Consider the following 14,196-nt stretch of genomic DNA (forward strand, 5'->3'; position numbering starts at 1 on the left):
GAAACCGCAATGGAAACCAAATCGGCCCCGTAGGGTTGGCAGGTGGCTCACTATTTGATGATCAAAGTGGCTCCCAATCTCTTGATCAAACACAGATGGTAAACGAGTTTCTGATTCGCACCCCCATTAGAAAACTCCTTCGCTGTGAGACATCCGTCGCCCGAAGATGCGGCAACCCCAGGAGGCCCACCACTCTCAGGGTCGTCTATAGACAGTATCGAGTCTTGAATGTAAGCGCCGGGATTAAAATGACCCAGTAGGGCCGAAAAGAATTGGGTCTTCGCCAAGTTTGGTGCAGGCAACGGAGACACGGGCCGTAGGAGTCGGCGTTTGACACAAGGTCATAAAGCGCGTCAACGGGATACTGCAAGTAGACACAAGGGCAGGTGAGACCAGCCACCTGCCCTTCATGTTCTCCACTGCTACTCGATATCTCACGTCTCAAGAAGTTCGACTGTGTTATTGTGCCACGTCACTAGATTGCCTAATGTTGAACTGTTGTAGCCTAACTGTTTATAATCCTCGACACCGTATCGACCTAACCTGTAAAAGGCTCCAACGCCGCGGAAAGGCATAGGAAACAGCTTGACCACTTCCATGTGGCTCGTCGGCTCCCAATTCGCTATCCAGCCCTGGCCAGGGAACAGCAGGTCCATCGCCGATAGCGCCATAGGTATCTCATCCACGGGCACACCAGTCTGTCTTGACAGTTCTTCGTATTCCTGATCGCGTCTGTCAGTGAGTATGAAGCCTCCCCAACACCAAAGAAACACTTGCCAAAAATAGGGGTACCGTACGAGATTTGGGTGGGTTCGAAGTTTTTCCAGTCCAGCTCGGAAGGACTCCGGTAGCGAGGCTAGCCAGAGATCGTCTATTCCCAGTTGTTTCACCGGCATGACCGGTAATCTGCCATTATCGCGTAGTACAACATAATCGACGGCTGCCTTAAGCAGCGCCAGCCGAGCCCGATGCTCCAAATACAGGGAGGCCTGGACGAGTGGGTAATTACCAGCATTTAGTGCGTCATTGAGCACTCTGCGGAACGAGCTAGCGGAAGGCTGCGGATCCCATTGCTCACCGCCGATCTCTGCACAGATAGACGCCGACAGCCGTGGATGGGTGCGATAGGCGTCGTATAACGCAGCAGCACGCTCTCGAGCATCTGGTTCGAAGAAAATGCCATTATTCACCAGACGATAGTAGTTCAGTGCCTCTCTCGGCCCGTTGCTGTGTGGGTTCACCTTACACTCGTGCCTGATCACCTCTAGCAGGCGGCGCTCGACCCACAGAGACCACCGCCAGTTAGTGACCACTATGTCATCGGCGGAAACCGGATACCCAGCGTCTTGAAACGCCTTTGACATCTCAGAGGGATTTGCATCGGGACAACAGATGAGACGTATGTCTAGGGTTGCTGCCTTGCGCTGAGCAAAGTCGATGTCCTTATTGGGCGGCCTAGTGGATGTGAACAACACTCCCTGACCTATACCCAGGTATGCCATCCATCCCCTGATCTTGAAGATATCAGTAAACCCCCATCCACCGGACTTCACCTCCACAATAGTCGATTTAGGAAGCCCACCACCGTAGTCAGTCAGAACGACATCCAGCTCTAGTACCTGTTCGGGACCTCGTTCATCGATAATGTTCTTGTCGACATAGTAGCCGGTCGCTTGAAACATGGCTGCGACATAGTCTTCGAGTTCTTTGCCGCTGGGCGCAGCTGGTAGGTGGACCAAACACTCTCACCTCGCGAGGTCAAGGGTATGTCTATGTGCGAATTTGACAACGCGTGAGCACCTCTAAGTCCATCATGGGCTCAGATATCATGTCTGCGTCGAAAGTCACTCAAGCTGGGCTTGAGAACCCACATCACCCTTCAGCGTCCTCTCCGCTTCGTCCAACTCTTGCGCTTCGGCGGACTGAGAAAGTGGACGCGGAAGCGGATACCGCGGTCGCGCGGCATTACTGCACATCCCAGTCTGTGTGAGATGGAAAAGGTTTGCTAATAAACGCCGGGTTAACACTCAAGGCTCACACTGTAGTTGCCCCTGCACGGACTGCTTTCTTCGCCCGCTCTGCGCACTATTGTGCAGCATGATAGGCCCAGCAGTCCTCAATGCTGGATGAACCGATAGTCCAGTCCTCCAGGAGAATGAGTTCCCTGAAGGAAGCCCCCTAGGCAGTCGCACGAGAATTAATTTCTTTGTCAGGGTCATCACAACTGCAACCCCTTGCCTACGGCAGTTCCGGGGTCTGAGTAGAATATCGCATCCACCTTCTCGGCCACATCACCGGGCACATCGAAGTAGTGGCGACGATTCTCCAGCGGGACAAGGGCCCGCTTTCCACCGTTGTCCATCACCATCTGAAGTGGCTCGGTGAGCGACCGCAGACCTTTCAGGTTCCCCTGCATCGACAGGTCACCGAGCACCACCAGTCCGGCGTGCACCGGCGTCTTGCGGAGGGCGGACACCATGGCGAGAAAAAAGGCCACTCCACAATCCACGGGTGTCCGGTTGCCCAATAGATCGACCGCTTCCACATGCAGGTCTTGCGTCTCCAGCAGTTGGGCTAGCCCCATTTCGCCAGCCTTCTGCTTAAGGTAGGAGAAGGCGCGGTCGAGCGACTCCTTGATGGTCCGGTCCATGCCGGGCGTGCGCAGCTTCCCGGTGCCCGCCGACAGCCCGACCTCGATCCGGTAGAGCGACACGGCGCCCTCGTCGGTGACGCCGGCGGTGTAGACCGTGCCGGGGGGCAGGGGATCGCTGGAAATGAGATTGCGCCCTCCCTCCTCGGGCACGCCGACGAACCGCTCCTCCCGGGTCTCCAGGTCGATGTACGAGAAACTGGTGCGGGCGTACTCGCCCGGGAGCATCTTCTTGAGCTGCTCCTTGACCCGGCGCCGCCCTTCCATGGCGATCTCCAGGTAGTCGCGCACGTCCTCCCGCGTGAACTCCCCATGCGGGTGGAGCAGCTTCAGGAAACCGGCGACCGTTTTGCGCACCGCCTTGACATCCCGCGCCTGGAGGTGGCTGCCCAGGGAGAAGTACCGGTCGATCACCTCGGTCCAGTTCTGCTTCCGCAGGGCCCGGAAGGCCTCGGCCAGGTAGTCCACGACGAAGCCGTAGTGGTTCGTGAACAGCTCCGGCGACAGCTTCGGCGTCTCCCAGCCGGGCAGATAGAAGTGGAAGCGGTCGATCAGGGCGGGGTCCTGCATGGCGTCGGGCAGCGGCTGGAACAGCGTGCTCGACCGCACCAGCACCTCGACCGGCTGGTTGATGTTCCCGACAAAAACCATGGAGGCGTCGGCCACGATTTCCTCCCGCCCCCGGGAGAAGGAGCCCGACTCCAGGTAGTCCTTCATGATCTGGACGGCCGTCTTGTCCTCGAACTGGATGCCCGCCACCTCGTCGAAGGCCACCACGTCCCACAGCCCGACGAGACCGATCTTCCCCGTGCCCAGGTTGTAGAACAGGTTGGCCACCGTCGTCTTGCCGCCGGAGATCAGGATGGTGTAGGGCGAGACTTCCCGGTAGACAAACGACTTTCCCGTCCCGCGCGGCCCCAGCTCGACCAGGTTGAAGTTCCGCTCCACCATGGGGATGAGCCGGACCAGCAGGAGCAGCTTCAGCCGCCTGGACATCCCCTGAGGCTCCAGGCCGATCGACCGGAGCAGAAGGTCGATCCACTCGTCCGTGGTGAAGGCGAAGCGCCGCCGCTCGAAGTCTTCCAGGTTGAAGGTGGCCAGCTGGATCGGTTTCAGGTCGGTAATCCAAAACGGGCTTCGCTTGCCTGTCTGGGACTCGTCGAAGTGGTACTCCATCCTGACCTGGGCCCAGATGCCGCCTTCGAGAAGCCGCTCGTACCGGTTGACCAGCTCGTCGGGGATGTGGACGTCGCGATCACCGAAGTTGACCAACTCCGCCCAGTACTTGTCTTCAGACTTAGAAAGGCGAACCCTGACCTTGTCGATGAAGGTGTGCGAGCCCCGTTCCCGCAAGCGGGACTGGGCCTTCATCGCCTCATCAGGCCGTACGTAGTTGGTGGCGAGGGTCTCGTTGACCACGCGCAGCCCCATCTCGATGACGGCCTCGTCATCGGACGCGCAGTACTTCCCGATCAGGTACTCCAGCACGTAGACCGGGACGTTCGCCCCAACCTTCATCTTGCGGACCAGGTCCTTGCGCACGACCTTGCCCGCAAAGACCTCGTTGGCCTTCCGATCCAGTTCCGGCAACGGCGCCAGCCCCCTTGAGAATTGAGAAGGATGGTTCCCAGCAGCAGCCCGTGCTCAGATCAGCTCATACCGCAGGTTACGCTGAGCCAGCACCAGGCCGGTGCGGCTATCCACGACCTGTACCGTAAACTCACCCTGGCCATCAAGATCGCTGCTCAGCTTGAGGAACACCGTGTTGGGTTTCTGGCTGACGAGGGTGACCTCCTTCGTCTGGTCGTTGAAACCTTCCGCGACCATGACCTCGCCGACCTCCTGGTCACCCAGCAGGACGGTCAGCCGCACGGTGCGCTCGGGCTCGATCACCGAGGCATACAGCAGGTCCACCTTGAAGGCGCGGTTGGTGACCGGGTCCGACCCCGGCGCCAGGCGCACGTCGGATCCCCTGGTCGCCTTCTGCGGGCTTTCCAGCCGCAGCGACAGGATAGGGATCACCAGTTCCTGCAGGCTGATGCCGCCGTGGAAGTACGCCTCCGCTCCCCCCTGTTTCCGGAAGATGGCGAGGCCCCTGGGGAAGACCAGCTCCAGGTCGCCGGACAACCCCAACTGCGAAGCCTTGAACTGGTGGGCGTAGGCGGGCGGCGTCACGTGCCTGCCGACCCAGCAACGGCGGTGGAGCTCCAGCGTCTGGCCGCTGGGCGCCTCCATCTTCTGATCATCGCCCCGCTCGTAACCGAACAGGTGCCCGTGGTCGGCCGCCACCACCACGCGGGTGAAGCCCAGTCGGCGAACCCGCTCGATGCCGCGGCGCAGGCTCTTCAGCACCCGGGTCATCGCATGGCGGGCGTGATGGAGGTTGTCCTGTTCGCCCTCGGCATCGATCTCCTGCGAACGGATCACGACCAACTGCTTCTTCTCCACCGCCCTCCGGAGCCGCGCGTCGCCGGCGCTCAGCAGCTGGTCCAGCGTCAGGTCCGCGAGCACCCCGGCCCCGACCTTGCTCTGCAGGTAAGCCAGACGGTCGGCAGCCGTCTGGAGGACCTGACCGTCCACCCTCAAGGCCAGCCGGTCGCCCTTCGCCGTGAGCTCAACCCCCTTCTCGGCCCCCGGCATGAGGGCGGCCATGCCCACGGGGGTCACGGTCGGGGGCGTGGCGATGCCAGCCTCGAGCCGTTTCTCGGAGGCCGTCAGGCTATCGTACAGGTCGCGCCCCATCTCGAACCGGAGGGCGTCCACCAGGAAGTAGGCGACGCGCTCGCCGACCGCCAGGAGGGGTTCGACCCACCGGGCGTAGACATCGGTCTGGTGGGGCAGGTCCTCGAACTCGAACTTGCGTTCCGCCAGCGCGGCGTCGAACCGCTCCGCCATCAGCCCGACGGTCCGCTCGTACCGGTCGCGCGCGCCGCGCACCAGCCGGTCGAGGACGAACTCGTGCTCCATGTCCGCGAGGTGCGCCTCCAGCCGGCGCTGGGCAAAATCCAGCCGCCACCAGTCGTGCAGCTCGCCGCCGTACCGCCGGACCATGTCTGCGGGTGAGAGCCCGACCGCCTGTTTGAGCTCCTCTCCAATACGGTCGGTTTCCCGGCACAACTGCAAAGCCCACTCCGCGGCCGCCCACTGCTCCATCCGGGACGGATCCTGCTTCACCCAGAAGCAGGCCTTTCCACGGTCAAGAATCTGAAATGCCGCGTCCAAGTTCGCCTCATCGACCACTAACCGTTCCAACCAGCGGAGCGCCTGTTGCTCCGCAAAGGGGAAGGTGTCGAAGTGGGGCAATGATCTCACGGGCACGCCCCATCCGGCGACCCCGGTCTCCTGCTCCACCTGGTGCGCGCACTCCGCGTAGAAATCCGGTGCGGTGCTGCGGAGGGCCGCGAGCAGCTTACGGACTTGCTCCATCTGCTGCACAGAAGGCCGCGGGATGGCGGCCAGCGCAGTGGGCTCGGGATTCAGTCCGTGGCGGAACTCAGACAGGAGCAGGTGCCGCATGATGGCCAACCGGAGTTGGCTGTGGGACCCGATGCCATCGGCCCTTAGTCCGTAGGCGGACGCGCACAGATCACACAGGTCCGAAAAGGCGTTTCGCTCATCCACCCGCGCTTCCCAGGCGGGGTCGGTGAGGTACTTCAGGAGAATCTCCTGCTCGCTGTGGGTCTTGAACACCGCATGGAGCAGGCTGGGCTCCTCCTGCTCCGCCAGGGCATCCAGGTCCTGAAGCCGGGGGCTCTTGGTGGAAAGGAAGTGATCAATCGCCGCCTCGGGTATCCGACTACCCAGCCCCCCGACGGCTGCGCTCCGGAGGCTGACCTCCAGAGCACGTCCGGCCAGGACAAACTCGAGCAACGGACTGGCGTCCCGCTGCTTTGCCGGGACGTACAGCAGGAGCTGTTTCCCCTTGGCCCGGTCGGCAGCCGAGAGGTTGTTGAAGTGGGGCTCCGCGGCCCGCCGCTGTTCGTAGTAGCTGCCCCTGTACGGGATCACGACCCGGTTGGGTTCCTCCAGGTAGGGCAGCAACGTTTCGTAGTACCTTTCCGGGTCGAACCAGACCACCAGGCTCTCCTCTTTGAGAACCCGGCTGACGTGGTCCACGACCCACTGGCTTACCGGTCCCAACATAGGCTCGTCTCCCTCAGCGGAACTTGTAACGCTTGTACATGCTCGCCCACGGGTACTTGCCGGCCTTCAGTTCTTTGTAGCACGCGGCCGCCTCCTTCCACGGCACCAGCCGGTGCAGCGGCGCGATGTTGATCAGCACCCCGTCGTCCAGGTCCGGGTCGTAGCCCGCGTCAGCTACAGCCCGGATCTCGTCCCGGAACGCCGCGATCTCCTGGATCAGGTCCTCCTGGGCCTCCACCTTGCGGGCCAACGACCGGGCACTCCGCTCACCCCCGTCCCGTGCCCGGGCGTATTCCGCCTTCAGCCTCGCCAGCACGTCCTGCTCGTGGGCCAGCTTGGGCTCCACGTAGTCGCGCAGGGCCACGTAAAGCGTATCGCGATTCAGGCGCGGGTAGTAGAGCCAAAGGCCGTACGATTTCCGGGCGGATTGCAGCAACCAATAAATCGGCGCCTTCCGCCGGCTCCTCGAGTACCGCTGGATATGGAGGGGGAAGAACTTGCTGGCGAAGAATTGGCGCAGATCCCGCACCCCCAAAATCCGACATGCCTCTTGTTCGACCGCATGGGCATCCGCAAAGAGCAACGTGAGCACCCGGCGGACCAACGCCACCAGGTCGCAGGGGTGGCCCTCGTCATCCGGCAGAATGCCCGTCCACTGGATGGGGATCGGATACCCATCCGGCCCGTCGGCCGGGGTCGCTGGCAACCCCGAGCGGCCTGGAAGCATACCCGGCGAGCAGGGCGGAAGCGGCGCAAACGGGTCCGGCAGTGGCGGCTCCCGCCGATGGAGCGCTTGCCTCAGGTCGAACCGACCGAACAAGCAGCCCACAACGTAGGACAGGAGTTCAAATGTCGCCCCTTGCAGATCGCCAGGCTTCCCGACAGCGGCCTCCTCGTCCTCGTCGTCTGCCGGCTCGGCGGGATCTCCGCTCGTGTCCACGACCACTAGGTCCTCGCCGGTCAGGCCGTAGAGTTGGGCGACCTGGTCGTCGAGCGCCTGCCAGGCTTCCTGTATGGTGAGCTCAAGCTTGGTCGCGGTGGCGGTCCAGTTCTCGAACCGGAGGGCCAGCGTAGCGCCGTCGGTCTGAAGAAGGACGGGCAGCCAGAACAGATGGGAGGTCTCATCCCCCCAGTCCAGACGCCGTCGGGCGTCGACCGCCTTGCGGACCAGACCCGCCAGCCCGTGGACGTCATGCGGAACGGAAGTGCGCTGGATGATCCCCACCTCGTAGGAACGCGCGGCCGCATCCGCCGCCCCCAGCTGCAGGCTGACCAGCGCGGCGAACGGCCGGCTCTGCAGGAGTCCCAGCCACTCCAATGGCCGTGAGGTGAAGACGGCCGGGCCTTTGTGCCCAAAGATCGCACCCGAAGGCAACGTCCGGAAGGTAATGCCGCTGGTAGTTCGGAGGGGATACGTCAGACTTGGGAGGAAGTACCAGTCGGTGTTCTGCGGCCTGGACATCAAGCGGCCTGTCTGTGGATCCACGAAAGCCTTGATGTTAGCTCCATCTCGCTCCCAGTCGACCACCAAGTGGACGTCGGCATAAAATGGCGAATACGCCCCGCCCTTGGCAAACGGTACCCACTTCTTTCCCTGAAACGTCTGCGCGCGGAACTCCTCGGGGGTGGTCTGCGCCGTTCCGGTCACCACCCGCTCCGGCGCAACCTCCCACCAAGCCCGTACAAAACGACAGTCGTCCGCCGTCGCCAATCCCTGTTTAACGGTTCGTCCATCGCCCTCAAACGGCGGTAGTTCCTGAAAGAGGTCGCGGATCCGGTCGCTTACCCAGTACGCAAACGGGCTCCCGGGCACCTTGCCGAAAGCTTCCGGATCTATCGCGTAGATCGGGGGCCTAACCGCCTCACCGGTGCGCAGTCCCGTCACCGCCTCCGCAAGGGCGGTCTCTTTGTCCTCCGCCTGCAGGAGGCGAAGAAAGAGAATCTCGCTCATTCTACCACCTCCAGGCAGTAGGCCGCCGTCTCGACCATGGCAGTATCCAGCACCCCCGCTCCGAGGTCCGCCACCACGGTGGGCCGGGCCTTCTTCAGGAGGATCTCCTCCCGCCACTTCTGGAAGGAGGTCAGGAAGAATCCCGTGCGCGACGTGATGGCTCCCAGCTTACCACCCTTGCGGAGCAGCTCCAGCCCCCGCTCGACAAAAGCGGCATACAGGTCGTTCTTGGTCCGCGGGTAGTTCTTCTCGATATAGGCCTTGGAAAGCTTGGTCGCCGCGCCGAAGGGCGGATTCATCAGGACCACGTCGTACTTCTGCCGGAGCAGCTCCAGGAACCGCAGCCCCTGCGCGCCGTCGCGGGCGAAAAGGCGACGAGAGACGTACTTCCCGTCCTGGGTGTGGGCCGCATATTGCCGCAGCAGGGCGAGGAGCCGATCCTCAACCTCATCCCAGAAGGCCTCTGCGTCTTCCACTAGATGATCACCGGAAACCCCGGGCAGCGCCGTCGCGAACGGGCCTTTCTGCCACTCTTGGCGCTCATCTTCGATTAGCCGCGACAGCGTCTGCTCCACCTTCAAGAGGCTGCCCGCCTCGCCGGCCAGCTTCATCTCACCCCAGACGGCCTCGGCCAGGCGCCTCAGCACCGCCGAATCGAGCGCCTCGAGGAACTCATTGAACAGCGCAGCATCACCCGGCATGGGCTCGGCGCAGACCACGTTGACAGACGTCACCTTGGCTTCCGGATGGTACTTTTTCGCCTTCAGGTAGAGAGCGAGGCTGGCGATCTGTACCGCCCGCGGGTCAATATCGATGCCGAACAGATTATGCTCTAGGATCAGCCCGGGGATCTCCGCCCGCGGATACCCCTCCTCCTCGTAGATCGCCGCCAGCACGTCGAAGGCATAGAGCAGGAAATGCCCGCTGCCGCACGCCGGGTCGAGCACCCGGATCTCCGTTGGGGATCGCTTGGGCCGCGGCGGGACTTGCTCACCAGGCCGCACAATCATATACGTGCATCGTTCCGCCAGCTGTGTGTTGGGTTTCATCTCATACCAGAGGCGGCCGAGGGTGTTATCCGTGAGGAACCGGACCACGCAAGCCGGCGTGTAGAACTGGTTGCGGAAGGAGAGCTCGTAACTATTGCGGGGGGCGTTACTTTCCTTGCGGGCCTGCTCCCGCTGTTCCTTAGGGGTAAAGTACTGGTAGATCCACCCGATCGTCTCATCCTCCAGCCAGATCTCCGCGAGGTCCGGCCGGTTCAGCTCCGTCAGCACGTCCTTCAGGGCCGCTGGGCTGGGAAAAATGATCGAAGCCGGCGTCGACCGGTCAAAGAGCACCGGCAGTTCCACCGAAGCCTCGTCAGACAGGAGCTCCAGGTAGAGGCGGTAGCCCTCTTCCTCCGTGGGCGTGACGGTGCGGAAGGGCATCTGGAAAGTCCGGAATCCGGAGGAATCCATCCCCCTACCCACGGACTCAGGGATGAGCTTCCGTGCTTCCATCATCCGCAGAGCGGCCAGCCGGTTCAGATAGGTAAACGCTACCTCCCGCGCGAACCGCTCCACCGCGGCCGCCCACTGCTCTTGCGTCGGCTTTCCTGGGCCGACAGTCGGGTCCGCCGAAAGCTCGTGGGCGATGGCAGCTTCCAGGTCCTGGCGCTCGCGCGCCAGGACCTGGTTCCTTGTCATGGTGGGCATGGACTCGATCGGCTCGAACCGCCCGTCCCGCCCGATGCCGTACGTGCCCTCCAGTTGGGCCAGGATGTCTTCCTGGAGCCGCTTGCGAATCGCAACCGTCATGTCGAGGATCCGCATCCGCACTTCGCGTTGCACAGCGCCGGCCTCCTGTTACTCCAGAATGACCTTGACATCTTGCTGGAGCAGTTTCGCACAGTAGTCGCGCAGGCGACCCAGGGCCTCTTCCAGCGTCTCCTGGTCTTCGATCGCACCGGAGACGAACTGGGAGACCTTCACCCGCTCGATGCGGGCCTTCGGCTGCGTGAGCTGTTCAATTTCGTAGATTGCCTGTGCGACCGCCTGATCCACGGCCTCGATGTGGGCTTCCATCTCCAGGATGGTCGGGTCGGTAGGTAGCGCCCGCTCGTCAAAGATCCGTTCCACACCGGCCCGCTGGTGCAACGTGAGGAGCACGTCGCGCTGCTGGGCCTCGCTCAGTTCCGTCCACCTGGCGTGCCCCTTGACCGTTTCGATCGCCGCCAGGTAGACCTCCCGCCGCCTGCCGTATACCCGCCTGTACAGGTCCACGTAAGCCTTAACCAGGAGGGAACGATCCGTCCTGATTGTCGGTAGCGATTCGAACCAGCGCTCAGACTCCAGATTGTCCCGGAGCCGGTGGGCGGCCTCTCGGAGCGGCTCTCCCTCAGCCCGCTGCTCGAGCGCGCTCCATGCCGTCCGCAGGGCCTGCCGGGCCTCGCGCACGGTCTCGATGGTACTGGTCCCCAACTCGGCCTTCAGGCGATGCGTGAACTGGTGCCACTCTGCCAAGTCGTCGGCCGAGTCCAGAAACGCCTTGATCAAGTCGTCTGTCGACTGGTTGGCGATGGCATTCAGCGTCTTGAGGTACAGGTCCAGCCGCTCAGCCCCCCGGAGCCCCGCCTGGTAGAGCTTCTTCTGCACGTCGTGCACCACGGCGCTCTCCTGGTCGCGGACCTCCTTGATGGCCTGCGCAATTGGGCCGGGGTCATCGAGCGGCGCTTCCTTGCCGTAGATGCTTTCCAAGCGTGTACCCGCCATCACCTGCTGCTCCCAGGTGATGCCGCCCGACTTCGGCGCAAAGGAAGCCGCGCGGAAACCCGGCAGGGTCGCGAACACTTCCCGAGCCCCAGGATCCGTATGGCTCTGGATCCGCTGGCCCGCGGACGTGATCTCCAGCTTGCCAGCCCTAAGGAGAATGGCCGTCGCCAGCCGAACGGGCTCGGAATCCCACCCGTATCCGAAGCCCCGGAAGTGGTCGACCAGCTGTTTGCCGGTTACTTTCTCCCCCATCCGGTGCTGTCGGTCGATGTACTGGAAGATCTCGGCTGCGATGTCCGCGTCCGCGTTGGGCTTGTACTGCCCGCCTTCTTTGACCACCAGCCCCAGCCGGTTGGTCCCGACGTGGCAGACCTCTGACAGGGTGCCCAGGTTCTTGCCCTCGATGACCTTGAAGATGTCCGCATCCTTGACCATCACCGCGGCGAGGTCGAACTTCGGGTAGAGGGCAGGCACCACGTGGGCGAACAGTTGCTGCAACACGTCCGAAAGGTCCTCTGCCAGCGATCTGGCATCGCGGCGGACGCCCCGGAAGTAAGTGTCACCATTCATCAACGCACGGGACAGTAGATTCTTAACGTTGGAAGCGTGGCCCGCCAGCCGGCGCTCCTCCATCTCGAGCTGCTCCCGGACGCCCCGGTCCCGGGCGCTCCGCTTGTACGTCTCGATCATCCGGAAGGACCGGTGGTACTGATCCAGCTCCTTGTACAGCGCCGATCCGATCGCGGCGACCCAGAAGACCGTCTGGCTCTCCCGGGAGCGCTCCAGCGCTTCCTTCCGTGCGGTCTCAAACCGTTCTTCGTCCACGAGGAGTAACTCGACGTCCACGTCGCCGGCGTTGCCCAGTACCTCGCCGGCGAAGCGGATGGTGGGCCGGAACGTGCGATGGCCCCTGTGGCGGTAGCCACGCACGTCCTTGAACAACTCGGCCAGAAGGACCTTCTGGTACCGGATGCACTCCCCTTCACGCGGCTCGGGCAGGTTCTGGCGCTCCTTGGCCCATTTTTTGCCTTCGGGTGTCAAGAGCCGCCAACCGCCCTCCGCCTCCTCGATCCACTGGTTATTCTTCAGTAGGTCGAGGGCGGCCTGGACCTCGGGGAGAAGCGACGGCGAGTGGATGTGCGGGTGGAGCACGGCGGCCAGCGTCTCGGGACTGCGCTTCACGTTTCGGACAAACTCCAGAAGGCAGATCGCCTTGGCGACCTTCCCTACCAGGGGATACTGCTCCGGCGGGAAATCCCGCAGGATCCGGTCAATGTCGGCCCGCCGGTCGGGATGCACGAACTGCTCGATCAGGTCATAGACCATGTCGAGTGTGACCAGCGCCCCGACCTCCTGCGAACCGAGGCCGACCCGGTCGGAGATGATGGCCTGCTGGGCCAGCTTGATGATCGTCCGGCTGCTGCCGCCCGTATGGGTGGAACCGCCGGCCTGAAGCCGCAGGCCGGAGATGATGTCCACGATCAGGTCGATCTGGTAGGGCAGGAAGGGGTAAAACCGCACAAACCCCTCGGCCGTAAGGCCGGGGTAACGAGCGGAGCCGTCCAACCGGGTGAATGTGGCCAGCTGCCCCTTGAAGGTCTCAAACAACCGCTCGAGTTCGTCCCTGGCGGCGGCCCTCTTGGCCAGGACCCGCCGGCTGGTCACCTCCGCGATGTCGGCCGCGACCAGGTCCACCCGCAGGGGAAAGCGGTCCTGGAGCCGCGCCAGCTCGATGCGGGTCTGATCGAGGGAACTGACAATCTCGTCCAGACGCTCCTGAGAGGTCACCGCCACCCAGACTTTCCCCCGGCCCTTGACACCCAGGGCCTGCACCACGCCCTGGAGATCGAGCATCTTGTCCGTGGAGCGCGCGACGTACTGGCCGACCTCGTCGATGACGAAGATCACCGCGCGGCCCTCGCCCCGGCGCTTCATCAGCTCGAGGACGCGGTCGGCAAAGCGGTTCGGGTCGGTGTCGATGTCGATCTTCTGGATGCTCTTGGCCCAGGAGTCGGCCGACGGGTACGTGACCGGATCCATTTCGTGTAGGACACGCGACGCCTGGTTGATCGCCAGGACGATCAACTCCCGCCCCTGTCGCCAGGGCCGGCCATAGAGTTGCTCGTAAAGGGCCTCGAACTCGGCCAGCTTGCCTTCGGCCTCCAAGTTGATCTCAAGCTCGGCGAAGTTGAAGTCCTGGGAGTAGCCCAGATTCCGCAGGAGAGCGCGGTACATGAGCGTGGTGATGCGCTCGGACCCGCTCTTGGCCATCCGGTCGGTCGCCACGTCGAAGATGATCGCCTGGGTCGGGATCCGGCGGATGATCTCGTGCAAGACGACCCGGAGCCGGTCCGATCCGGCCCCGGGCAGCCGGTCAAGGAAGAGGTCAACCGCCCGGTCGCCCAGGAGCGTGCGGTTCTCCAGGATGTAGCCGAGGATCTTCGCGAACGAGGACTTGCCGGAACCGAAGAAACCGGAAATCCAGATACCGATGCCCTCGTGGGGCTTCTGCGGGGTCTCCAGATACCGCTCGAGAAGGTCAGTGAAGGCCTCCTGAATCTTCTCCGTAACGACATACTCGCGGATCTCCCGCGCCACGATCGCCTCGTCCGTCTGGTCGACCTTGATAACCTCTTCGATGGTGCGGTGAATGTCATACTCGAACAGGTCATCAACCCGAAGTTTCGCCAGCACCATAG

Annotated in this window: 6 protein-coding genes; all 6 read right to left on the bottom strand. The window is 62.9% G+C overall.

The features are described from left to right. Window positions 1-434: 434 nt before the first annotated feature. Window positions 435-1,739 carry a hypothetical protein gene (locus J2Z79_RS10275; protein ID WP_209466792.1) on the bottom strand — a complete coding sequence of 435 codons (1,305 nt, stop codon included), beginning with the start codon at window positions 1,737-1,739 and terminating at the stop codon, window positions 435-437. A 479-nt stretch (window positions 1,740-2,218) separates the two neighbouring features. After that, entirely contained in the window at window positions 2,219-4,240 is a 2,022-nt protein-coding gene (brxL, locus tag J2Z79_RS10280) for a protease Lon-related BREX system protein BrxL (protein WP_209466793.1), read from the bottom strand. A gap of 54 nt (window positions 4,241-4,294) precedes the next feature. Continuing rightward, window positions 4,295-6,793: a PglZ domain-containing protein gene (locus J2Z79_RS10285; protein WP_209466794.1), complete on the bottom strand. Its 2,499-nt coding sequence runs from the start codon at window positions 6,791-6,793 to the stop codon at window positions 4,295-4,297. A 13-nt stretch (window positions 6,794-6,806) separates the two neighbouring features. Then, window positions 6,807-8,744, bottom strand: a complete 1,938-nt coding sequence (locus J2Z79_RS10290) for a BREX-1 system adenine-specific DNA-methyltransferase PglX (protein ID WP_209466795.1) — start codon at window positions 8,742-8,744, stop codon at window positions 6,807-6,809. Further along, window positions 8,741-10,576 carry an Eco57I restriction-modification methylase domain-containing protein gene (locus J2Z79_RS10295; RefSeq protein ID WP_209466796.1) on the bottom strand — a complete coding sequence of 612 codons (1,836 nt, stop codon included), beginning with the start codon at window positions 10,574-10,576 and terminating at the stop codon, window positions 8,741-8,743. The genes J2Z79_RS10290 and J2Z79_RS10295 overlap by 4 nt, the downstream gene beginning before the upstream one ends. 15 nt (window positions 10,577-10,591) lie before the next feature. Then, on the bottom strand, window positions 10,592-14,191 hold the full coding sequence (gene brxC, locus J2Z79_RS10300) for a BREX system P-loop protein BrxC (protein ID WP_209466797.1): 3,600 nt from the start codon (window positions 14,189-14,191) through the stop codon (window positions 10,592-10,594). Window positions 14,192-14,196: the final 5 nt, after the last annotated feature.

The sequence above is a fragment of the Symbiobacterium terraclitae genome, assembly GCF_017874315.1.
GTDB lineage: Bacteria > Bacillota > Sulfobacillia > Symbiobacteriales > Symbiobacteriaceae > Symbiobacterium > Symbiobacterium terraclitae.